At 55.3% G+C, this 23,780-nt stretch carries 4 protein-coding genes; 3 read left to right on the forward strand and 1 reads right to left on the reverse strand.

The features are described 5' to 3' along the window. Nucleotides 1-295: 295 nt before the first annotated feature. Nucleotides 296-18,532: an Ig-like domain-containing protein gene (locus ACF2G4_RS08405; protein WP_409075866.1), complete on the reverse strand. Its 18,237-nt coding sequence runs from the start codon at nucleotides 18,530-18,532 to the stop codon at nucleotides 296-298. 736 nt (nucleotides 18,533-19,268) lie between these two features. Here ACF2G4_RS08405 and ACF2G4_RS08410 point away from each other — a divergent pair. From ACF2G4_RS08410 to rcsB, 3 genes are read left to right on the forward strand one after another with little or no spacing between them, the layout of a single operon-like run. Next, nucleotides 19,269-20,423, forward strand: coding sequence for an MFS transporter (locus tag ACF2G4_RS08410; RefSeq protein ID WP_409075867.1), 1,155 nt, complete (start codon nucleotides 19,269-19,271; stop codon nucleotides 20,421-20,423). A gap of 19 nt (nucleotides 20,424-20,442) precedes the next feature. Continuing rightward, nucleotides 20,443-23,097, forward strand: a complete 2,655-nt coding sequence (gene rcsD, locus ACF2G4_RS08415; protein WP_243077525.1) for a phosphotransferase RcsD — start codon at nucleotides 20,443-20,445, stop codon at nucleotides 23,095-23,097. A gap of 1 nt (nucleotide 23,098) precedes the next feature. After that, a complete protein-coding gene (gene rcsB / locus ACF2G4_RS08420; protein ID WP_215846130.1) occupies nucleotides 23,099-23,749 on the forward strand; it encodes a response regulator transcription factor RcsB in 651 nt (216 codons plus the stop codon). Nucleotides 23,750-23,780: the final 31 nt, after the last annotated feature.

The following is a 23,780-nucleotide window of genomic DNA, read 5'->3' on the forward strand; positions in this document are numbered from 1 at the left end:
ATTAGGTTCAGGCCAGACGCATCGGCCCGTTTCCGCTGGTCGGAACGGGTTACCCGTAGGTAACAAGGATTAATGAATAAGTCTCAGCAGAAGAGAAAAGTAAAATACCAACGTCCGGTTTTATGCATCGCACAGCCTTGCACTGTGCAGTTGCACCTACCCTAATCTTTCATTCAATTGATGGATAGTGGCGAAAATCTGGAAAATTGATTATCACGAACCGCAAATAAAAAAAATCAGCGAGTGCTCACACACTCGCTGATTCATCAGTACCTCTTACCGTTACAATGCGGGCTTACACCACATGTACCTGCAAGTTGTGTTGCACTAACACATCGCCCAAGGTGTTATCGCTGCTCAGCGCCGAGTTGTGATAAACCTCGAAGGTTTGTCCCTCCACGGTGCGCTGTCCAGTGACTTCCCACACGCCGCCATTGGTATTTGCCAACGTCACCTGACTGCCATCAGCCCCTTTGATCACCAAATCATCACTCTGCTTATCAGTAATGTTAAGTGCTTCATTGAGATCGAGTTTCACCGCGTTGGTGCCGGTTGTACCCAAATCCAGCACTTCAATGTGCTCTACTTTCAGGCCCAGCGAGGTAAGATCCAAGGTCATATGATCGCCGTTGAGCACCAGGGTATCGGTGCCCGCACCGCCATCAATATGGGTGAAGTTCAGGGTGCTGACGTTAACCGTGTCATCACCTGCGCTACCCGTTACCGATGCGCCCTCTGCCGTGGTGCCGTCCGCCAGCGTGATCACCACGCCACCAATGGTGTAACTTTGATCATCGGCAACCGCCGTCACGCCTGCGGTTGCCGTGGCATCCTGGGTTTCAGTGCTGCTGGTGGTCGAGATATCGCTGGCAGTGTCCGCTTCCGTGACCAGGCTGGAAGCCGCCACTGCAGCCACTTTGGCGTTTGTCGTCGCTTCCGTGCTGGTTGACGCAGTTGAGTTGTGATCGGCAACGGCAGCCACTGTCGCGGTGTCATCCACAGAAAGCGTGCTGAAAGCTGTTGTCGCAGCAGGCACCGCCAGCAACGATCCCAGCAGCAGCGTGACATTTGACGCTGAGGTGTTGCCTGCCGCATCGGTGATTCTTATTTGCGCCGCAGTCAGCGCAGAGAGAACCAACCCACTTAACGACAATAACTGCCCGGAAGTGAACCTGGCGCTGTAGCGACCCAGTGCATCGGTGGTGGTAGTAACACTGACATTAGAAAGCCCGCCGGATGAATTGAGCAGCGTGACCTTCACGACTGAGCCCTGCGCTGCATATAACGATCCTCCGTTCACCGTAAATCCGGTTAGCAGCGAGGTCACTATGTTGAGCACCGGATCGGCTCCCACCAGCGGCGCATTATGCGACAAGGCATTAAAGGCGCTGTTGGTGGTGACGGTGTTGCCACCAATATCCCGTACGGTAACAACCATGTTCTGGCTGCCATCGGGAATCGCTTTCAAGACTCCTGACGGGACGCTGATGCTCCAGACACCGTTAGCCCCTATCGTGCCGGTTAACGTTGTGCTACCCAGCGTGACGCTCACTTGCCCACCCACCGCATTCGTGCTGGTGCCGCTAATGGTTTCCGCGACATTGGACTCAGCGATATTGAGGTAGCCATCCGTACCGAAGTAGCTGTTAAGCCCAACCGTTGGGGTGCTATGGCTGGCTACGCCCAATGTTGCTGTTCCACTGCCGCTGCTGCCCACGCTGTTGGTCACGCTGGCTGACACCGTGTAGGTTCCATCTGCAATCGCCGCAAGGTTAGCCGGCGATACCGACAAGCTCCAGGCACCACTGCCGTTAACTGTGGTGCTATACGTTTGTGATCCCACCGTAACGCGAATCACCGAACCTTCCGCATTGGTGGCGGTACCACTGATGGTTTGCGTTGTTTTCACATCGACAACACTGAGCGCGTTATCACCAAACAGCGAGGTGATAGCAACGGTTGGGGCGACATGGCTAATCACGCTGAGATTGCCGCTGCCGTTTGCCACGTTGCCGTAAGCATCCGTGGCGGTGACGGCCACTGTTTTAGTGCCATCAGCGATCGCGGCAAGATCGGCTTTTGGCACGCTGATGCTCCAGCTACCACCACTGACCACTTTAGTGGTGTAGGTTACGCCGTTCAGCGTTGCGCTCACGGTTGAACCCGCAGCCAGATTGCTACTGGAGCCGCTGATGGTTTGGTTAGAGGCCAAATCGCCTGCACTCAACACGCCATCGCCAAACACCGTATTAAGGGTTAATGTCGGCTGGTTGCCAATTGCCAGCTGAACACCGGCAAGGGTGGTGGTGGTGTTACCTACGACATCAGTCACCGAGGCGCTGACGGTAAAGTTGCCGCCTAACAGCGTACCGAGCAGGTCTGGCGTTAACTGCGTCGAGAAGGTGCCATCATTGTTGACTGTTGCGGTAGCGCTAATACTGCCAATCGCCAGTCGTACCGTGCTACCACCCGCCACGCCCGTGACCGTACCACTCACGGTTTGTGTGACCAATGACTCCACAAGGTTGAGTACACCATCGCCAAACAGCGGATTCAGTACCACTTTCGGTACGTTATGAATGCCTACAAGCGCGCCTGCCGTGGTGCTGGTGGTGTTGCCTGCGGTATCGGTGACGCTCACGCCCACCGTCAGGTTGCCATCCGCAATGCCTTGTAACAGCGTTGGCGAGAGCGAAACGCTAAAGTTACCGCTGGCATCGGTTAGCGTTGCATATTGCTGACCGCCGATGGAAACCACCACGCGCGATCCCGCTTCTGCCCCGCCAACAACGCCGCCAATCACCTGGCTCACCAGTGCATCTGCCACATTTAACAAACCATCGCCAAACAGCGGATTGACCGAGATGGTGGGCAAAATCGTATCAACGCGAATACCTGCGCTGGTTGAGGCCGTGTTGCCCGCCGCATCCGTCACGCTGGCACCCACGGTGAGATTGCCTTGCGCCAGAGTAGAAAGAATGTCTGGCGTGACCGTCGCGCTAAAGGCTCCGCCGGTACCGACTTGCGCCGTAACCTGGCTGTTGCCCACGTTCAGCGTGACTGTTGATCCGGCAGCGACGTTGTTTACCACACCGCTGATGGTCTGATTGGTCGCAATATCAACCAGATTCAGGATGCCATCACCAAACAGCGACGTCAGGCTGATGGACGGTTGCTGGGTAAAGATGCCGATGGTTGCGCTGCTGGACGCCACGTTACCCGCGACATCTGTCACGCTCACACCCAATGTCAAATCACCATTCAACAAGGAGGTCAGATCGCCCGTCGGCAGCGTGATGCTCCAGTTGCCGCCAGCCTGCACCGTCGTGGTATAACTGCGACTGCCGAAAGTCACGGTGACCTGCGAACCTTCCGCGGCGTTTTCAATGACGCCACCGATTAACTGGCCCGCCGCAGCTTCCGCAATATTCAGCAGGTTATCGCCACCAAACAGCCCGACGAGATTCCCCACCACGGGTACCGCATCAACAATGGCGGTGACCGTTTCACCTACGGTGCGACTGTTGCCAGCGGCATCAGTCAAGGTAACATCCAACGCTAACTGGCCATCGGTGAGCAGATCCAGCACGTTTGGCGGGACCACAATGGCCCATTTGCCATCCTGACCCACCGATGCAGTGAGCGAAGTGCCGCCCACGACCACGGAGACGATCGCTCCAACGCCAGCCGATTCTGCGGTACCGCTGATGATCTGCGCGACGGTGGTATCGACGGCACTCAAGGTTCCGTCGCCAAACACCGAGTCGACCACCAGATTCAACGCTGCGTTGACCACTTTGTTAACGGTCAATGTGGCATCCGTTTGGTTGCCAGCGTCATCAGTGACACGCACGCCAAACACCAGCGCGCCTTCCGTCAGGCTGCCCAGCACCTGTGGCGAGAGATCCAGACTAAACGTGCCATCAGCAGCCACCACCGCCGAGGCAAGGGGCGCGCTGTCGCCTGCATAGAGATAAACGGTTTCGCCTTCCGCGCCAGGCGCTCTGCCGGTTAACACCTGCGTTGCCAGAATATCGGCGGCGTTGATCAGGTTGTCGCCTAAGAACGCGTCCAGTTCAATCAGCGGTGCTGAGGTATCTACAGTGATAGCTTCGTTGGCATTGGTAACGTTACCTGCCGCATCGCTGAGCTGAGCGGTGATAGTTTGCGAACCGTCAGCCAGCGCCTGCATATCCGCTGCGGGAACATTGGTAGACCAGCTACCGTCACCCTGCACAATGGCGTTGTAGGTTTTGCCATTGAGCGTGACCACCACGGTGCGCCCCACTTCCGAAGTGGAAGCCGTCCCGCTGATGGATTGACGTACCTCGCTTTCATTGGCGTTGACCACGTTGTCAGTGGCGAAGTTGTTAATCGTCAACGTTGGCGGCGTAAGATCAACCACCACATTGCCGCCGGTAGTGACAGAACCGTTAGCGCCGCTGGCATTGACCGTTACCGCTACGTTTCCATCACTATCGCCAAAAGCGGTGGCCGGCACGGAAGTACTCCAGTTACCGCTGCCATCAATGGTTGTGGTGTAGGTTGTGGTGCCAATCACCACATTAACCACGCCGCCCGCGCCCAGGTTTGCGGAGGTGCCAGTGATGGCTACCGATCCCTGCGCCTGATCAACCGTGCTGACAATGTTATCGCCAGAAACTGCACCCAGCGTTACCAATGGTCCCGGTGGCGGTGTGAGATCCACTGCATAGGTGACAGTTTCCGTCGCTGGGTTACCCGCCAGATCGCTAACGGTAAAGGTGACGGTGTTAGAACCTGAAGTGAAGGTTGCCAACTGCGCTGGCGTTAAAGTCAGGCTCCATGTGCCATCACTTCCTACCGTTGCCGTACCCAACGCAGTGCCGTTTAAGCTCACGGTTAGCACTGAACCCGTTTGCGCGCCCGTTGCCGAGCCACTCAGAACTTGTGGCTGGATACTTTCGGCATAATTCAGCGCATTGTCGCCAGCAAATGCATTAACGGTGATCGTCGGTGGCGTGGTATCGACCACCAAGGTATTGCTGATTGTCGCCGTATTGCCGTTAACGTCCGTTGCTGTCACCGAAACGGGATAACTGCCATCTGCAAAATCGGCCAATTCTTCAGACGTGATGAGCACCGTCCAGCCGCCGTTTTCATCGACCGTTGCCGAATAGCTTTCATCACCCATGGTGACAGTCACGGTCTGACCTGCTCCCGCTTTACCGGTGGTACCGCTCAGCGTGAAGTCTTCTGCGGCTTGAGCCGCATTAATGAAGCCATCATCAAACTGTGCGTCAACCGTTGGGCGCAGCGGGGTGAGATCGGAAGTAAAGGTAAACGGCGAGGTCACGCTGTTACCTGCGGCATCAACCACCGTCACGTTCAGCGTATGGCTGCCATTGGCCAGCGTACTCAGCGCACCTGCCGGTATATTGACGCTCCACTCACCTTGCTCGCTCACGTTACCGGTATAACGCGTGCCGTTAACATCGACCGTGATACTCACTGCCTGATTGGCCCCGGTGCTACCTGTGGTACCCGTTAGCGTCAGGCCACTAGCGGCCTCGCTGATGTTGAGCACGTTATCATCGCCAAACTGATTCGGCGCGAAGGTCGGTGCTGGAGCAGTGACAGCGGTAATTACATCCAGTGATGTCGTGTCGCTGTTGCCCGCAATGTCTGTCGCCGTAACGCTGATGGTGTGCGTGCCATTCGCCAGGGTCGCCAAATCGGCGGGGCTTAACGTCAATGTCCATGAGCCGTCTTCAAGCACGGTGGCGTTGAATGGCTGGTCGTTATTCAGGCCCTCAATGGTCACGCCGACCGCCTGGCCTGCGCCCGTGATACCCGTTGTTCCACTCAGCGTTTGCGCGGTTGCAGCTTCCGTCGCATCCAGCGCACCGTTACCAAAGGGCAGGTTCAGGGTCACGTCTGGCAAGGTGTTTACCACCACCTGCACCGAGCCGTCGATTGAGGCGGTATTCCCGACATTGTCGGTGACCGTTACCGTGACTGGCCAGGTGCCATCGGGCAGGGTTTGCAGCAACTCTGTGGGCAACGCCAGTGACCAGGTACCGTCACCATTAATCGTGGCGGGGTAAACCGTTCCGTTCAGGCTGACACTCACTGATGCTGCATTATCAATGTTGAGATTGCCGGTAAGGCTTCCATCTGCCGCGGCTTCGTCAGCGTTGATGCGTCCATCGCCAAACGGTGTATCGAGCGTGGGTTGAGCTATGGCGGTGATGGCCGAGGTAAAGTCTTGTGTTGCCTCGGACGTGTTGCCCGCACGGTCGGTAGTGACCACAGTGAGGGTGTGCGTTCCGTTACCCAGGCTGGTGATCAGCGTTGGCGGCAAGCTGGCTGTCCAGTTACCGTTAGCATCAACGGTGACTGTGAGTGGATTGCCATCCACATTCACCGTCACGGTTTGCCCATCACTGGCGTCGATGGTGCCGGTAATCAACTGTACCGTTCCCGCTTCCGTGCTGTTAATCACGTTATCGCCAAACTGTGTCTCGCCAATTGTTGGCAGCGCTGGCGGCGTCTGAAGAACTTCCACACTGGCAGACGCTTGTGCCGGGTTACCCGCTGCATCGTTGGCCGTTACGGTAAGCTGAATAATGCCATCAGCGACAGCGGTCAACGTATTGGCTGGCAGCGTCAGACTCCAACTGCCATCTGCGCCAACCTGCGTGGTGAAGCGGAGTTCGCCAATATCTACGGTGATTACCGTATTTTCAGCGAGTTCGCTGGAAGTGCCGCTCAGCGTTTGTTCAATACCCACATCGGCTTGACTGAGCAAGGCATCGCCAAACGGCAGCTCCAGCGTCAGTGTAGGCAGCGTATTAAAGGCCACGTTAAGATCAGCGGTATCGGTGGCGGTGTTGCCATCGGCATCCGTTACCGCAATGTTCAGGGTGGTTCCGCCATCCGCTAACTGTTGCAGATCGGCCGCAGGAATCGACAAACTCCAGCTGCCATTCTCTGCGGCTGTGGTGGTGTAAGTGATGCCATTGAGCGTCACTGAAACCGGAAGATTGGCTTCAGTGGTGCCGCTGACCACCAAATCCTGCAGCGACTCGGCAAGATTTAAGGTGTCACCTGCGCTGAGTGAAATACCACTCAAGGCGGGCAGATCGCTGTTCACCGTAACATCGTGGCTGATGTTTGCCGGGTTGCCCGCTTCATCATTCGCCGTAACCGTCAGGGTTAATGCCCCTTGCGGTAGATCAGCGACAACGTCAGCCGGCACTGAAACGCTCCAGTTTCCGTTTGCATCAATGGTGGTGCTGTAATCGATATCGTTCAACGTGACAGTCACTTCCGTGCCTTGCAGCAGTAACGTACTGCTGCCGCTCAGCACCAAGGTTTCTCCCGCCTCGCTGGCGTTGATCACATCATCACCTGCTACCACATTGACGCTGAGCGTGGGCTGAACAGCCTCGCTGGCAACCACCACAAAACTGCTGCTGCTGCTGGCTGGATTACCTGAACTGTCTGCGGCAGTCACCACGATAACCTGCTCACCATCCGCCAGCGCGCCGACATCTGCAGCGGGCACTGTCGCCGTCCAGTTACCATTCGCCTCGACTGTCCCGCTGTAGCTCTGACCATTCAGCGTGACAGTGACAAGTTGCCCTTCAGCCAGATTGGTGCTGGTGCCACTGATCGTCAGCGCCTCACCCGCCTCAACGCGATTGACGTAGTTATCATCACTGATCGCACCCACCGATAAGGTAGGAAGATCAACGGCATCGGCATCACGCGTCACGGTCTGGCTGATGTTGGTGGTGTTACCCGCCGCATCGGTCAGCGAGATCCCCACCGGGTAATCGCCATCCGTTAAGCCCTGTATTGCACTGGCCGGTAAATTCACGCTCCAGGTGCCATCCGAAAGCACCAGCGTTTGATAAGCCTGACCATTAAATGTCACGGTCACGGTTTGTCCGACATCCGCTAACGACGCGGTGCCGCTGATTGGAATTTCCTGCAAAACTTCAATCGAGTTAATGACGTTATCATCCGCGATGTCATTAACGGTCAGCGTTGGCGCAACGAAATCAACCGTCACGCTGCTTTCCAGGCTGCCTGTATTGCCGGCGGCATCCGCAACGTTAACCACAAGCGTCGTGATACCTTGATCAAGCCCTTGCAGCACGCTGCTCTCTAAGGTCAGCGTCCAGTTACCATTGGCATCCACTTCAGCAGGATAATCCGTTCCTCCGAGCGTTACCGTAACGGTTTGTCCTTCACCGGTAACGCCAGTCGTGCCGCTCAGCGTTTGGTTTTGCCCCGCCTCAGCCTGACTCAGATAACCCTCCGTAAACGGCGGTTCGATGCTGATCGCCAGCTCGCCAGTGGCAACATTGATCTCGCGTGTTTCAGTGAAACTGTTGCCTGCCGCATCGCTGACCGTGGCGGTCAACGTGTATGCACCAGCAGGCACACCCGCCAGCACACCGGCGGGCAGATCCAGGCTCCAGTTGCCATCGTTACCCACGGTGGTGGTCCAGACCTGATTATTCAAGGTAATGGTCACCGTTTGGCCCGTTGCATCGCTGTTACCGGTCAGGGTAATGACCTCAGCGCTTTCAGCCACATTGACGACGTTATCTCCCGCCACCGCGCTCAGGGTAAGGGTGGGTGGTGTGAGATCAATATCGACGCTGCCGTTTACCGCGCTGGTGTTCCCTGCTGCATCACTTACCGTGACAACATAATCCGTGGTGCCTTCGTCCAGTGCATCCAGCGCCTCAGCAGGAAGCGTAATGCTCCAGTTGCCGTTGCCATCGACCGTACCGCTGTAGTCAGTGCCGTTTAATGTCACGCTGACCGCTTGACCATCGCCCGTGACGCCAGTTGAGCCGCTCAGGGTTTGCGCAGAGCCGACATCCGTGGCATTCAGCGTACCGCCACCCAATTGCGTGGTTATGGCTGCATCAGGCAAGTTATTGATGATCACATTCAGCGTGGCGGTGCTGCTGAGGGTTGCGCCCGTTGAGTCTGCTGCTGTCACCGTCAGGGTCTGTGGTCCATCCGGCAGGTTTGCCAGCGCCTCGGCAGGCACAATGATATTCCAGGTTCCTGTCGCAGAGACCACGCCACTGTAGCCCACGTTGTTCAGCAACAGCGTGACGATGCCGCCTTCGCCGACGTTGGCCGAGGTGCCCGTCACAATCAACGGATCCGCGCTTTCATTCAGATTCAGATAGTTATCACCGCTTAGCGCATCCAGCGACAGGCCAGATGCCGTGCTGTTAGCGGTAATCGTCACATTACCCGATGCCACGTTGCCCGCCACATCACTGACGGCCACTGTATAAGTTGCCGTGCCATCGGCCAACGCCGTCAGCACACCGGAAGGGACAGTCAGGCTCCAGTCGCCACTCGCTTGCACGACGCCAGTAAAGGGTTGACCGCCAATCGTCAACGTCACGATCTGGCCCGCCTCTACGTTCGTGGTGGTTCCGGAAAGGATTTGATCGGTTTGTCGTTCTGCGCCATCCACCGTGTTGTCACCGGCAAACGGATTCAGGGCCAACGTCGGTAGGCTGGCAGCATCGGCTTTCACCGTTAAGCTGCTGACTTCAGTGGTGACATTACCTGCCGCATTGCTGGCCGTGACGGTCAGCGGATAGCTACCGTTGACTACTCCGGCAAACGCTTCTGCCGGCACAGGCAGTGTCCAGTTGCCGTCTGCATCGGCGTTAACGCTGTAAGTGGTGCCATTGAAGGTGGCTGAAATCAGCGCATTGCCTTCACTGGTGCCGGTGAGATTCAGCGGCTGCGTGACTTCATTGGCATTGAGGATGCCGTCGCCCGCTGGCTCATTCAGGGTTAACGCTGGCGGCAGCGTATTGACCTCAAAAGTGCCCTGGGCGCTACTGCTGTTGCCAGCAATATCGGTCACGGTGACGCTGTATGGCATGCTGCCATTGGGCAGCGCTGCCAACACTTCGGCCGGGATCGAAACCTGCCAGGCGCCTGTTGCGTCAGCCAGCCCACTGTAATCCACGCCATTCAGGGAGATAGTCACTACCTGGCCCGGATTGCCGACGCCGGTTGTGCCGCTGATCGCCCCGTTAGCAGCGGCTTCATCTGCATTGAGAATGCCATCGCCAAACGCCACACCTGCGGTAGCTGGTGGCGTGGTGGTTAGAACATTCAGCGTGTCAGTTTGTGAGGCCAATGTCAGGCCGTTAGCATCGGTGACGGTGGTGGTCACAGTCAGCACACCCTCCGCAACGTTGCTGAAGGTGCCCGCAGGCAGTGTCAGTGTCCAGTTTCCATCTGCGCCGACCGTGGTGGAATAATCCGCCCCGTTTACGTTCACCGTAACGATGCTGCCCGCCGCAATGTTACTGGTGCTACCGCCAAAGGTAACCTCACCGCCAACTTCAGCGGCATTGAGATAGTTATCGCCGCTCACCGGTGCCAAAGCCACGCCACCCACGCTGCTATCAACAGTGAATGTCGCTTCACCGCTGCTGGTATTGCCCACGGCGTTGATCACATTCACTGTCAGTGTTTGGCTACCGTCAGCCAGCGTTGCCAACGCCGCCGGAGGTAGAATAATGCTCCATTCACCGTTTGCGCCCACTACGCCGGTGTAGGTTGTACCCTCCAGCGTGACGGAAACCTGCTGGCCTTGTTCAACATTGGTGGTTGAACCACTCAGCGTTTGCGGTTGCTGCTGTTCTGCGGCGTTTAAGATGCCATCACCGGCGAAGCCTGCGCTATCAACCGTAATGGTCGGCAGCACCAGTGGATCGGTCGCCACATTCAGGTCGCTGGTGACCGTTGTTTGGTTGCCCTGTGCATCCGTAAGGGTAATCGTCAGGGGATTCGTACCCGGCGGCAGTGCTTGTAGATCGGTGGGTGCAATTTGCAACGACCACAATCCATTCACACCCACCTGCGTACGGTAAAACTTACCGTTCAGGCTCACACTCACCTGATCGCCGTTTTGACCCGATCCGCTGATAGTCAGCGGTTGCGTCAGATCGTTGGTGTTGAGGTTGTAATCGCCGCTAACCGGGTTGACGACCAATGGCGGAGCGCTGGTATCAACCGTCAGATTACGGGTCTCGCTCGCGGTATTGCCCGCAGCATCGCTGACGATCACCGTAATGGGATAGTTACCATTAGTGAGGCCCGCCAGGTTGCTGGCAGGAATATCCAGCGCCCACTGACCGTTTTCATCTACCGTGCCGGTATACGTCACATTATCCAGCGTCAGACTGACGTTATCGCCGGCGCTGCCGCTGCCGGTGAAGGTGACGCCATTTGCCTGTTCGCTGGCGTTAAGAACGCCATCGCCAGCTGGCGAATTAAAGACGAAAGTCGGCGCAGTGGTATCAATAGTCAGTGCGGAAGAGGTGGTGCCGCTATTGCCGTTCGCTGTCGTCACCGTGACGTTCAGATCGTAGCGACCCTCCGCCAGCGCTTGCAGATCGGCGGCTGGCAAGGTGGCCACCCAACTGCCATCCTGCGCCACCGTGGCGGCGTAAGTTTCGCCGTTCAGTTCCACACTGACGCTGCTGCCAGGTGCGGCACTGCCGCGCACCAGCACATCATTTTCTGCTTCAGCCGCATTAATGATGCCGTCTCCAGCAACAGGGTTGATGGTGGCTGTTGGCGTACCGGTGTCAACCGTGATCGGCACGGTGGTGCTGGTGGCATTGCCAGCCGCATCACTGACCGTAACGATAACCGTGTTAGCACCTTGTCCCAGCCCCTGTAACGTGCTCGGTGGGATGTTAACGCTCCAGTTCCCCTGCGGGTCCACTGTGGTGGGATAGCTATTATCCCCCACCGTGACGGTGACGGTTTGCCCTGCCGCTGCGGTGCCGCTCAGGGTTTGAGGGACATTCACTTCGTTGCTGTTTAACACGCCGTCATCAAACGGCGTTTCAACAACGGGTGCGGCTAATGGCGTGGTCGCAATCAGCACGGTTTGCGTCACCTCTACGCCGCCCGCGGTAACGGTAATAGTTTGATTGCCCTGATCCAACTCACTGGCAATCGCCGCCGGTACGGTGATCGACCAGCCGCCGCTTTCATCCAGCGCACTGGAATAGCTCACGCCGCCGACATTAACGGTGACGATAGTCTCTGCGGGCAGATTCGCCGAACTGCCGCTGATGATCAGATCGCTGGCCGATTCGGCGGCATTGTAGGCGTTGTCTTCACTGATGGGCGCAATCGCCAGCACCGGATCGGCGGTGGTAACGACTGAAAGTTCGCCATTGCCAGTGGCCTGATTGCCTGCTGCATCAGTAATGGTAACGGTATAAGCTTTGGTGCCAACGCCGCCCAGCGAACCGGCTGGCAGCGTGACGCTCCAGCTTCCGCCAGGCTGAACGACGCCATCATAAGTTTGCCCGTTAATTGAGAGCAGTACCGGCTGTCCCGCGGGTACGTTTGTTGTACCCGTAATCAATACATCGCTGAGTTGCTCGGCGCGATCGATAACATCATCACCCGTTACCGGCGCAATGGTTAAGGTACGTGCGGTTTCTGCTACTACGGTGACATCCGAGACCACGGTGGTGCTGTTGCCATATTGATCATCGATGGTGACGGTCACGGGATAGATACCATCACCCAACTGGCTGACAGCTTCTGCCGGTACGGTCACCGACCAGTTGCCATCATTGCCAACGGTGGTGGTGTAGGTGTCACCGTTAAACACCACCGAGACATTATTGCCTGGCGTGCCGCCTGCGCCATTCAGTTCTAAATCTTGGGTGTGTTCACCAATATTGATGTAGCCATCGCTGGCAGGCTGCGTCACTGTGGCTGGCGGTGGCGTCGTCGCAAACTCCAGCGTATCAGTAACCGTTGTGGTGTTGCCGTTGGCATCGGTTGCCGTGACGGCAACCGATTGTGGCCCGTTAGGCACTTGCGCCACATCCGCCGCAGGCACACTGACGCTCCAGCTGCCGTTATCGCCCACAACCGTGCTATAGGTTTGACCGTTCAGACTCACGGTAATGGTGTCGCCGCTGCTACCGACGCCGGTCACAATTAACGGCTGCTGAGCCTCTCCCGCATTGATGACACCATCACCGCCCAAATCACCCACCGTCAGCGGTGGTGGCGTCGTCGCCACGGTCAATGTGGTGTCTTGCGTGGTGCTATTCCCCACGGCATTCGTAATTGTCACGCTAACCGGATAAGAAGGATCGGTGAGCGCGGCAAGATCGGCTGTGGGTACAGAGGTGTTCCACTGACCATTATCCGCGACAATCGCGGTATAACTTTGGCCATTGAGCGTAACGGTCACGCTGTCGCCCGGTGAACCGGTGCCGCTGAGAATCAGCGGCTCTGACAGATCGTTGGCACCCAGAATGCCGTCCCCGCCAGGCGCATTGATGCTGCCTGCTGGGGCGAGCGTATCCACGGTCAGCGTTTGTGACTGGCTGATTACGTTACCAATGGCATCGCTTACGGTAACGGTCAGGGTATAACTGCTGCCGTCTGCCAGCGTTTGCAACGCTTCAGCCGGCACGTTTACCGTCCAGTTGCCATCGTTGCCTACTACTGCGCTATAGTTTGCGCCGTTAAGCGACACCGTCACCACGTCACCCGGCGCAGAGCCTGAACCGGTAAGCGGCAGGCCGCTGGCTATTTCCTCACTGTTTAATACCCCATCATCACCCGCGACAGGGCCAAGATTTAGCACCGGTAACAGGCTGTCCACAGTGAAATTGATGGTTTCGCTGTTGCTGTTGTTCGCGGCATCCGTAACAGTAACCGTCAGGCTATTCGGCCCCTGCGCCAGCAAAGCGAGATCGGCTGCAGGCAGCGAAAGACTCCAGGAACCGTCCGCATTCACCACGCTGCTGTAAACTTTCCCATTGAGTTCGACTTCAACCCGCTGTCCTGCACCGGGCAAACCCGTCGTGCCGCTAAGAATTTGATCGCTACCGACTTCGGCATCGCTTAGCACACCGTCACTGAAGGCGGTTTCATCCAGATTAACTTGCGGTTGAGCAGTAACGGCAACCGTTAATCCCGCCTGGTCGCTGACCACTGCACCGTTAGCATCCGTCACGCTGGCGGTAACCTGCTGCAGCCCATCAGCAATATTTGCAAAGGCTGTAGACGGCAGGGTAATGGACCAACTTCCGTTAGCCGCTACGCTGCCGCTGTAGTTCACATTATTGAAGCTCACCGTTACCAGCTGGCCTTCCGCCACGCCAACAGCCGTTCCGGTGATGATCAGATCTTGCGTGGCGTCGTCAGCGTTCAGATAGCCATCGCTGCTTAAGGGTTCGCTGATGGTGATGATGCCCGGCAGACCTTCAGCTGGGGCAACACTAAAGTCGTGGCTGCTGGTGGCGGTTGCGCCAGCAACGTTGGTGACGCTCACATCAACCGTTGCCGTGCCCGCGGCCAGTGCAATTAAGTCAGCCGTTGGGACGCTGGTGCTCCAGTTACCTTCAGCATCAACCTGTGCGCTGTAAGTTTGTCCGTTGAGCGTAAGCGTAACTACCTGTCCTTCTTCGACATTGGTGGTCGATCCAGAGAGCGTTTGGTCGGTGGCTTTTTCGCTGTTATCCAGCAGGTCATCGTTAGCAAAGATGTTAACGCTGATAGTCGGTTCAGCTGGCGTGCCCGGACCGGTATCGACGGTAAAGTTCAGGGTTTCAACATTGGTGTTATTGGCTGCGTCGCGGGCAGTAATGGTGACGGTGCTCGCGCCCTGTGGCAGCGCCTGCAAATCTGCTGCTGGCAGCGTTAGCGTCCAGCTTCCATCTTCACTCACGGTAGCGGAGTAATCGGTACCGCCTACATTCACCGTTACCGTCTGGCCTGCGCCGGTTGCGCCAGTACTGCCGCTGAGATTGAGGTCGCTGGCAGCATCCGTGGCGTCCAGCGTGCCATCGGTCAGTACTGATGTGCCTACGCTGACATCTGGAATGTTCTCTACGACAACATTGAGCGTTGCACTGCTGCTGGCTGGATTACCGTTGCTGTCCGTTGCGCTGATTTGCAGGGTTTGGATGCCATCTTGCAAGCCGGTCAGCGCGTCAGCAGGGACGGTGACACTCCAGTTACCTTGCGCGTCAACCGTACCGCTGTAATCCGTACCGTTGAAATTAACCGTGATAACGGCGCCTTCTGCCACATTCTCTGCCTGCCCGGTAATTTGCAGCGGGCTGGCGGTTTCTTCCGCATTCAAATAGCCGTCATCACTGATCGGATTCACCGTTAATACGCCATCCGGCGCTTCGACAGTGAAAGTCCGTGACGCGGTTGCAGTGCCCTGAGCACTGGCTACAGAAACGCCAAGTGTGGCACTGCCTGCTGCCAGAGAGGCGAGCGCCTCAGCCGGAATGCTCACGCTCCAACTGCCATTGCCAGAGACCGTGGCGCTCCAGCTTTGGCCGTCCAGGCTAACGGTGACAACTGCACCTTGCTCAACGTTTTCAGTGGTACCGGACAACGTCTGGCTGCTGCTTTTTTCGCCCACATCCAGCACGTCATCACCGGCGAAGGCGTTCACTGTAATGGTTGGTTCGGCTGTGACTGGCAGCGTAACGGTGAAGTTGTAATCACTGGAGGCCGTCTCACCTGCCACATTGGTGACACTGACCGAAGCGGTGTTAGTGCCTTCCGCTAACGTGCCAAGGGTAGCGGCTGGCAGAGTCACACGCCAACTGCCATCTGCGGCAACGGTGCTGGTGAACGATTCACCGCCCAGCGTGACCGTAACGATTTGACCCGCTTCAATGTTGGTGGTGTTGCCGCTCAGAGTTTGATCGCTGCCCTGCTCGATGCCGTCCAGCACGCCGTCGTCAGTAAAAGCATTTACGCTAAGAGTCGGCAACGGGGCATTGACAGTGACGTCATGGGTAACTGTGGCAACATCTCCTGCCGCGTTGCTCACGCTGACAGCGAAACTCGCAGTGCCGGTTGCCAATGCAGTCAGCGCAGAAGAAGGAACGTTAATGCTCCATGCGCCGTCACTTTCCACCGTGCCGCTGTAGCTTTGCCCGTTGAGCGTCAGCGTGACCACTTGCCCGGCTTCGACGTCAGTGGTAGTACCGCTTACGGTTTGATCGCTGCCCTTTTCGCTGTTATCCAGCACATCATCGCCGGTGAAAGCATCAACGCTAATAACCGGATCGCCTGGCTGTGGCTCAGGCGCGGCAACCGTGTAGTTAATTTGTTGCGTGGCTTCGGTGCCTGAATTATTGGTGACGATGACCACCAGCGATGCAGCGCCCGGCGCTACATCGGCCAAGACACCATCAGGCAGCGCAATGCTCCAACTGCCATCCGGCCCAACGATGCCCGTGTAATTATTGCCGTTGAACGTCACTGACACGGTATTTCCCGCTTCTACGCCCGTGGTTGTCCCACTCAACGTCAGCGGGCCAGCCGCTTCAGTGGCATCAAGCACACCATCGCCAGCAAACACTGCCGCCGCAATCGTCGGCGGTCCCGCTTCTACTGTGACGTCCACCGTTCCGGTGGCGGTGCCGCCAGACGCATTCGAGACACTCACGGCCAGCGTCAACTCTCCCGCTGCCAGCGACTGCAACAGCGCAGGCGGTAACGTAATACTCCAGTTACCCTCCGCGCCAACGGCAGCGCTATAAACCTGGCCGTTCAACGTTAAGGTGACAAACTGACCTTCCTCAACATTGGTGGTCGTACCGCTGAGAACTTGCCCAAGACCTTTTTCCGTTTCATCGAGAACGTTGTCACCGGCGAAGTTATCCAGTGTGATGGTCGGTTCCGTTACGGCTGGCGTGCCGACCAGGAAGTTGTAATCTTCGCTAACCACGGTTCCGTTCGCGGTGGTCACGCTGATAGTCAGCGTGGCATTACCCGCAGCCAGCGCAGCCAATGCGTCAGCAGGAAGCACCACGCTCCAGCTGCCGTCTTCAGCCACCAAGGCGGTATAATTCGTGCCATTGAGCGTAACGGTAACTGTCTGACCCGCTTCGATATTGGTGGTAGAACCGCTCAGTGTTTGTGCAATCTCTTTTTCACCCGGATCGAGTACGCCATCGCCAAAAGGTGTGGCGAGTGTAACGCCAGGCTCAGCAGGGATTCCTGGCGCTTCCACAGAAACTTCGCGCGTTTCTGTCACTACAATCCCTGCGGCGTTGCTTACCGTCGCGGTGATCGTGACTGAACCTGCAGCCAGTACTGACAAAACCTCAGGCGGGATAGTGACACTCCAACTACCATTGGCGTTAACCGTGGCGGAGAAGGTTTGCTCGCCAAGGGTGATCGTCACCACTCGACCCGCTTCAACATCGCTGGTTGTGCCAGAAAGTGTTTGCGCTGTGCCCTTCTCGCTGTTGTCCAGGATATCGTCGCCCGCAAACAGAGCAATGTTAATCACCGGTGAATCAGGCTCACTGTCCACACCATTCACTGTGATATTGAGACTGCTCTCAGCTGGCGTACCGGCTGCATTATTAACCGCAACGCTAATCACATTCGCGCCGCTTGCCAGCGCTGCCAGCGCCGTGGCGGGAACGCCTACGCTCCAGCTGCCATTTGCGCCCACCGTCGCGCTGTAACTTTGCCCGCCCAACGTGATAGTCACCAGCTGGCCCGCCTCCACGTTAGAGGTGGTGCCACTGATGGTTTGTGTTGCCGTCTTTTCAGCGTTATCCAGCACGTTGTCACCCGCAAATGGATTGATGCTGATGACTGGCGTGCCGGGTTCGGTCACAGGCGGCGCTTCCACTGTGATTGCTAGATCGCTGGTTGCTACGGTGCCCGCCGCGTTGTTAACGGAAACGCTGATGCTGGTGTTACCCGCGGCTAATGCAGCTAACGCATCGGCAGGTACGTTGATGCTCCAGCTGCCATCCGCACCGACAGTGGCGCTGTAGTTCTGACCGCCCAGCGTGATGGTGACCAGCTGGCCCGCCTCCACGTTAGTGGTGTTACCGCTGAGGGTTTGCGTCGCGGTTTTTTCCGCGTTATCCAGCACATTGTCACCGGCAAAGGGATTGATGCTGATAGTCGGGGTGCCTGGCGCAGGGTTGTCTGTGCCGCCGTCATTGCCACCACCGCCGCCACCACCACCACCACCGCCCGCTGCGCCGATGGCGATACCCGCCAGACCCAGCACACCTAAACCGCCGGCGGTTAAGACACCCGCTGAAATATTGGCATTTTCAGCCAGCAGCAGCGGATCAACGCTGTTGAGAGATTCATAGGTAGGTGTAACTGACGCAGCGGCCAGGTCTGTGCCTTCCGCTGTGGTGGGAAACAGCGCGTGTTCCGGGGGATTTACGCCATCATCAAAAACCAGTTCGCTGTGTTCGCCTTCGACATCGTCAAAGAAAAATTTCTGATAGCGTACGGTGCTGCCGTCGCGCATATGCAGAATAAGATCGTCACCCTGACGTTCGTATTGAACCACCATGGCGCGCGTGCCGTTGATGCGCACTATGCTAGGTTCTGCGAGGTTAATTGTTTGAGTTAAACCGCCGTTGGACTGAGAGATCAGTGTGCCGTTTTCACGAGAAATGATATCGACTCGGCCTTGAGTGAGTTCTGCCATGTTGTAACCCCTACTCCACCAGATTAGCTAATATACTGAATTCAAAATCATAAATTAGATTTATGCTTTTAAGATCCACGCATTACCTCACTTTCTGCGATGCAGAAAGCGTCTTGCCTGGCGAATGTAAAGGCCTTATGGCCAATTATTTTCAGCGACCGGCTATGAGCCTTGCTGGTTGGGTGAATTTTTAATTTAATTTATTTTTTTATACATAAATTTTCAGATTTCTACCTGATCAATCTTTGACGTAACGAACAGAAAAATCAACTTTAATGTACAGATTTTGTTATGTTTTAATTTGGTTATCATTAACAAAATTCGCGTTAGAAAGATGAATGGGTGCGCTTTATCTTTGTTTTCTCATATCAATTTGTTGCCAGCTGTTTCCTATAACTGCTTAAAGAGGTTGAAAAAGAGTGATTAAAAAGGTGGCAAGCGGCTAATAAAATTTGTTTCACTGGGTGATGCGGCGCACATTTTTGATCTCGGTTTACTTTTTTTTAATAAAGTAACGTACTGAAATTGCGCGAAGAAATTTGGGTTAAGTCCACCTTGTGGATGACGGTGATGCCAGGAAAGTTCTGGAAAAGAATCGCGACGCGAAAAAAGTCGGTAAACTCCCTTTTTTGCCGACAGTTCGCTATTGAAAATCGCCTAATAAAAGCGAATGGCGAGCAGATAAAAGCGGCTTCGATGTTACACTTGGCCGCTTTGCTACTAATGAATTTTACCTATGACCGCACTGGACGCCGCACAGCAAAATAAACAGAACAGCCGCCTTTATTGGGGCACGCGCATCATCTTTCTGATCAACGGATTAGGCATGTCTGCATGGGCGCCGCTGGTGCCTTTTGCACGCGATCGCTTGCAGTTAAGCGGTGCCTCATTGGGCGCGTTATTGCTCTGTTTAGGCATTGGTTCGCTGGCAGCGATGCCGGTTACCGGTACGCTGGTCGGTCGTTTCGGCTGTCGTCGCGTCATGCTGCTTTCAACACTTGTTGTGTTGTCAGTTATGCCTTTATTAGCCACGGCAGATTCATTGGCCTTAATGGCAGCGTCGCTGATGGTGTTTGGTGCGGGTTTAGGTACGCTGGATGTGGCAATGAACTACCAAGCCGTTGAGGTAGAGAAAGCGTCAGGTCGGGCAATGATGTCTGGCTTTCATGGCTTTTTTAGCCTGGGCGGCATTTTGGGCGCAGGTACGGTGAGCTTACTGTTAAGCGCCGCGCTTACGCCGCTGACCTCCGTACTGATTGTCATGGTGGTTATGCTGCTGTTACTGGTTTGGCGCCTGCCAAATTTTATGAATAAACGGTTGCATCAGCCCGAACAACCTTGGTTAGTGATCCCGCGTGGCTGGGTCGCCTTTCTCGGTGCGCTTTGCTTTATTCTGTTTCTGGCAGAAGGCGCGGTGCTCGACTGGGGTGCGCTGCTGCTGCTGCAAAGCCCGGAGATGGCACCCGCTCACGCAGGTCTCGGCTATGCGCTGTTTTCGGTTGCGATGACGCTGGGACGTTTCAGCGGTGACAAAATCATTAACCGCTTTGGTCGCTATCCCGTGATGCTGACGGGCGCTTTGGCGGCGGCGGCAGGCATGACATTAGCGGTATTGTTACCCTGGCCTGAAATGGCGCTGTTCGCCTTTCTGCTGGTGGGTTTTGGCTTAGCAAACACGGTGCCTATGCTCTTCAATGCGGTAGGGAAACAACAAGATATGCCGGCAAATCTGGCGATATCCGCCATGACAACACTGGGATATGCGGGTATTCTCTCAGGTCCGGCCTTAATCGGATTCATTTCCCAATGGATCAGCCTCAGCGGCGCGTTTTTGCTGATTGCGCTGTTACTGTTAGCTGTGGCCGCCAGTGCGCGACTGGTTGCGCGATAATTCAGGTATCTGAGACGCTATGTTCTACAAGTTTCCCCTGACATCCGGCAATGTCACCCGCTTCTTTTTAGTGTTTAATCTGGTGCTGCTATTAGCGCTGGGCTTTGTTATCCACAACTCGGTTAATGCCTGGCTTACTGAGAAACGCTATGCCATGACTGATGTGGCGCGCGCAATGCAAAAGCGTATTGATGCGTATCGTTTTGCCACCTGGCAGATATACGAGAACCTCGCCACCAGCGCGGCAGGAACGGCGCCAAGCAGCAGCTTGCAAGAGACGCGTCTGCGCCCGGATGTCTATTATCTCGAAAAAACCCGTCGTAAAACGGAAGCGCTGATCTTTGGCTCTCATGACAGCAGCACGCTTGATATGACCATGCGCATGTCAAACTACCTTGATACGTTATGGGGCGCAGAAAATCCGACCTGGTCGATGTATTTCCTGAATGGTCAGGATAACAGCTTGATCATGATTTCTACGCTGCCGCTGAAAGATATGGCGACGCGCTATAAAGAGAGCGCGATTAGCTCGCTGGTGGATGGCCGCCGTGCCGAGATGCTTCAGCAGGCGAATGCGCTGGATGAGCGCGAAAGCTTCTCGCCGTTGCGCCATCTGGCGTTTCAAAACGATCACTACTTTACGGTGCGCACCACCTTTAATCAGCCGGGACATCTGGCAACGGTGGTGGCGTTTGATCTGCCGATTAACGATCTGATTCCGCAAAATATGCCGCTGGAAAATTTCCAGCTGCGTCAGGATACAGCGCTGACCAATAGCAGCGATGAAGAAACAGCAGAAAGCACGCAAATCACGTTAGCGAATCCCAATCTTGAAATTGCTGCCACGTTGCCCAGCACCTCGCTGCAGCTGATTTACCACGTCCCTGTTACCCGGTTATTTGTTGATACATTGCACAACCTATTGTGGCCGTTGCTGATTAATCTGCTGCTGTTCCTGCTCTCCCTTGCCGGGATGGCGCTGCTGCGTCAGCAATCACTGCGCCCCAGTGAGAATCAGACTGCAGAGCTTGATTCTCTGCGGGTGTTAAATGAAGAGATCGTCGCCAGTTTGCCGGTCGGTTTACTGGTTTATGACTTCGCCAGCAACCGCACCATTTTGAGTAATAAGATCGCAGAACATCTTTTGCCGCATCTTAATCTGCAAAAAATCATTAATATGTCCGATCAGCATCAGGGCGTTTTGCAGGCAACCATTAACAACGAAGTGTATGAGATTCGCCACGCGCGCAGCATGCTGTCGCCGCATACCCAACTGTTTATGATGCGCGATCAGGATCGGGAATTACTGGTTAATAAGAAGCTGCAAAAAGCGCAGCAAGTTCTGGATCGTAACCATCAGATGCGTCAGCAATTGCTGCAGAATCTGGGTCACGCGCTCAACCTGCCGCTGGAAAAAATGGTGACGCAACTGGTACAGCTGAGCCAGCGCGATGAAGACGAAACCGTGCTTGACGTGCTGGATGAGAGCCAGGGATTATCGCGCCTTGTCGATGATATTGTGCTGCTGAATCGCCTTGAAGCGCATGACTGGTCGCCAGATGCCACGGTATTTAATCTGCAAGATCTGCTGGATGAGATCGCGCTGGAAAGCTTGCCACTGATGCGCCGTAAAGGGCTTTCGCTGGTGATGAATAATCATCAGCCCAACGATGAGATGCGTTTCGGCGATCGTCGCGCATTGCGTAAGGTTTTGACCACGCTGATGCATTACGCCTTAACGACCACGCGCTGGGGCAAGATTTCACTGGATGTCAAAGCGCTGGAGCAGCGTGCCGATCGTCTAACTATCGAACTGGTTGATACCGGCGCTGGATTAACGGTTGATGAACTGGCAAACGTTGATTTCCCGTTCCTTGGCGACACCAGCCAGGATCGTTATGGACAAGCTTCCGGCATGGCATTTTTCCTGTGCAAACAGCTGTGCAAGCAGATGGGTGGTAGTCTGGAAATTGTGGCAAAAGCTGACATCGGCACACGCTACAATATGCAGTTGCCGCTGGCGCTGGAGCAAAAAAGCGTTGAGGAAGAAGAGAAAATTCTCGACGGCGTGACCGCACTGGTAGAAATTGCCGTGGAGGATGTGCACAAAATCGTATGTCGCCATTTAGAGAGCTGGGGCGCACGTTGTCTCACGCCGGATGAGCGTATTTCAGGACAAGATCATGACGTATTAGTGACTGACGATCCGGCGAAACTCAGCGGCTGGGCTTTGTTGCTGGCTGAGGATGAGTTAGGTTATCACGCACTGAACGAACAGCAATATCGGGTTAATTTCAATCTCAGCAGCGCGTTACTGGATGCGTTGCTGGCGCTGATTGAGAAGCAATTGTCCCATGATGTTATGGAGGATGACGCCGAAGAAGAGGCTGCTACACCGCTTATGAGCGGGGGCTATTTCCAGCTGTTTACTGAGACAGTACCGGATGATGTAAAGAGACTGTATACTGAGTCGGCGGAAAAGGACTACGCCTCGCTTGCTCAGACAGCGCATCGCCTAAAAGGCGTGTTTGCCATGCTCAATTTGACGCCAGGTAAACAGCTTTGTGAAGAGTTAGAACAACACATTAAAGCGTGTGACGATTCAAACATTACAAATACCACCAGTGATATTGACGCTTATGTCAAACAACTGCTGCAGCAAGGTAACCAATAAGATGAATAACTTAAACGTAATTATTGCCGATGACCATCCAATTGTTCTTTTCGGTATCCGAAAATCTCTGGAACAAATTGAATGGGTTAACGTTGTAGGTGAGTTCGAAGACTCAACAGCGCTGATTAACAACTTGTCCAAACTGGATGCTAACGTTCTGATCACCGATCTTTCAATGCCCGGTGAAAAGTATGGTGATGGCATTACACTGATTAAATACATTAAACGTCACTATCCAGACCTGTCGATTATCGTTCTGACCATGAACAATAACCCGGCAATTCTGAGTTCAGTATTGGATCTTGATATTGAAGGAATTGTGCTGAAGCAAGGTGCACCAACTGACCTGCCGAAAGCACTGGCTGCACTGCAGAAAGGCAAGAAATATACGCCAGAAAGCGTGGCAAAACTGCTGGAGAAAATCAGTGCTGGTGGTTATGGCGACAAGCGTTTGTCACCAAAAGAGAGTGAAGTACTGCGTCTGTTTGCGGAAGGTTTCCTGGTGACTGAAATTGCTAAGAAACTGAATCGCAGTATTAAAACCATCAGTAGCCAGAAAAAGTCGGCGATGATGAAGCTGGGCGTGGAAAATGATATTGCCCTGCTGAACTACTTATCTTCTGTTAGCGCGACGCAAGTCGAAAGAGATTAAGCTGTTCCTGAAGGCGGTGCACTCAGCACCG

It is taken from the genome of Pantoea phytostimulans (assembly GCF_046118715.1).
GTDB lineage: Bacteria > Pseudomonadota > Gammaproteobacteria > Enterobacterales > Enterobacteriaceae > Pantoea > Pantoea phytostimulans.

Bases quoted from the DNA above. Each gene is read 5' to 3' on its own strand.
- ACF2G4_RS08410 (WP_409075867.1), top strand. From the start codon at position 19,269: ATGACCGCACTGGACGCCGCACAGCAAAATAAACAGAACAGCCGCCTT.
- ACF2G4_RS08405 (WP_409075866.1), bottom strand. From the start codon at position 18,532: ATGGCAGAACTCACTCAAGGCCGAGTCGATATCATTTCTCGTGAAAAC.
- rcsD (WP_243077525.1), top strand. From the start codon at position 20,443: ATGTTCTACAAGTTTCCCCTGACATCCGGCAATGTCACCCGCTTCTTT.
- rcsB (WP_215846130.1), top strand. From the start codon at position 23,099: ATGAATAACTTAAACGTAATTATTGCCGATGACCATCCAATTGTTCTT.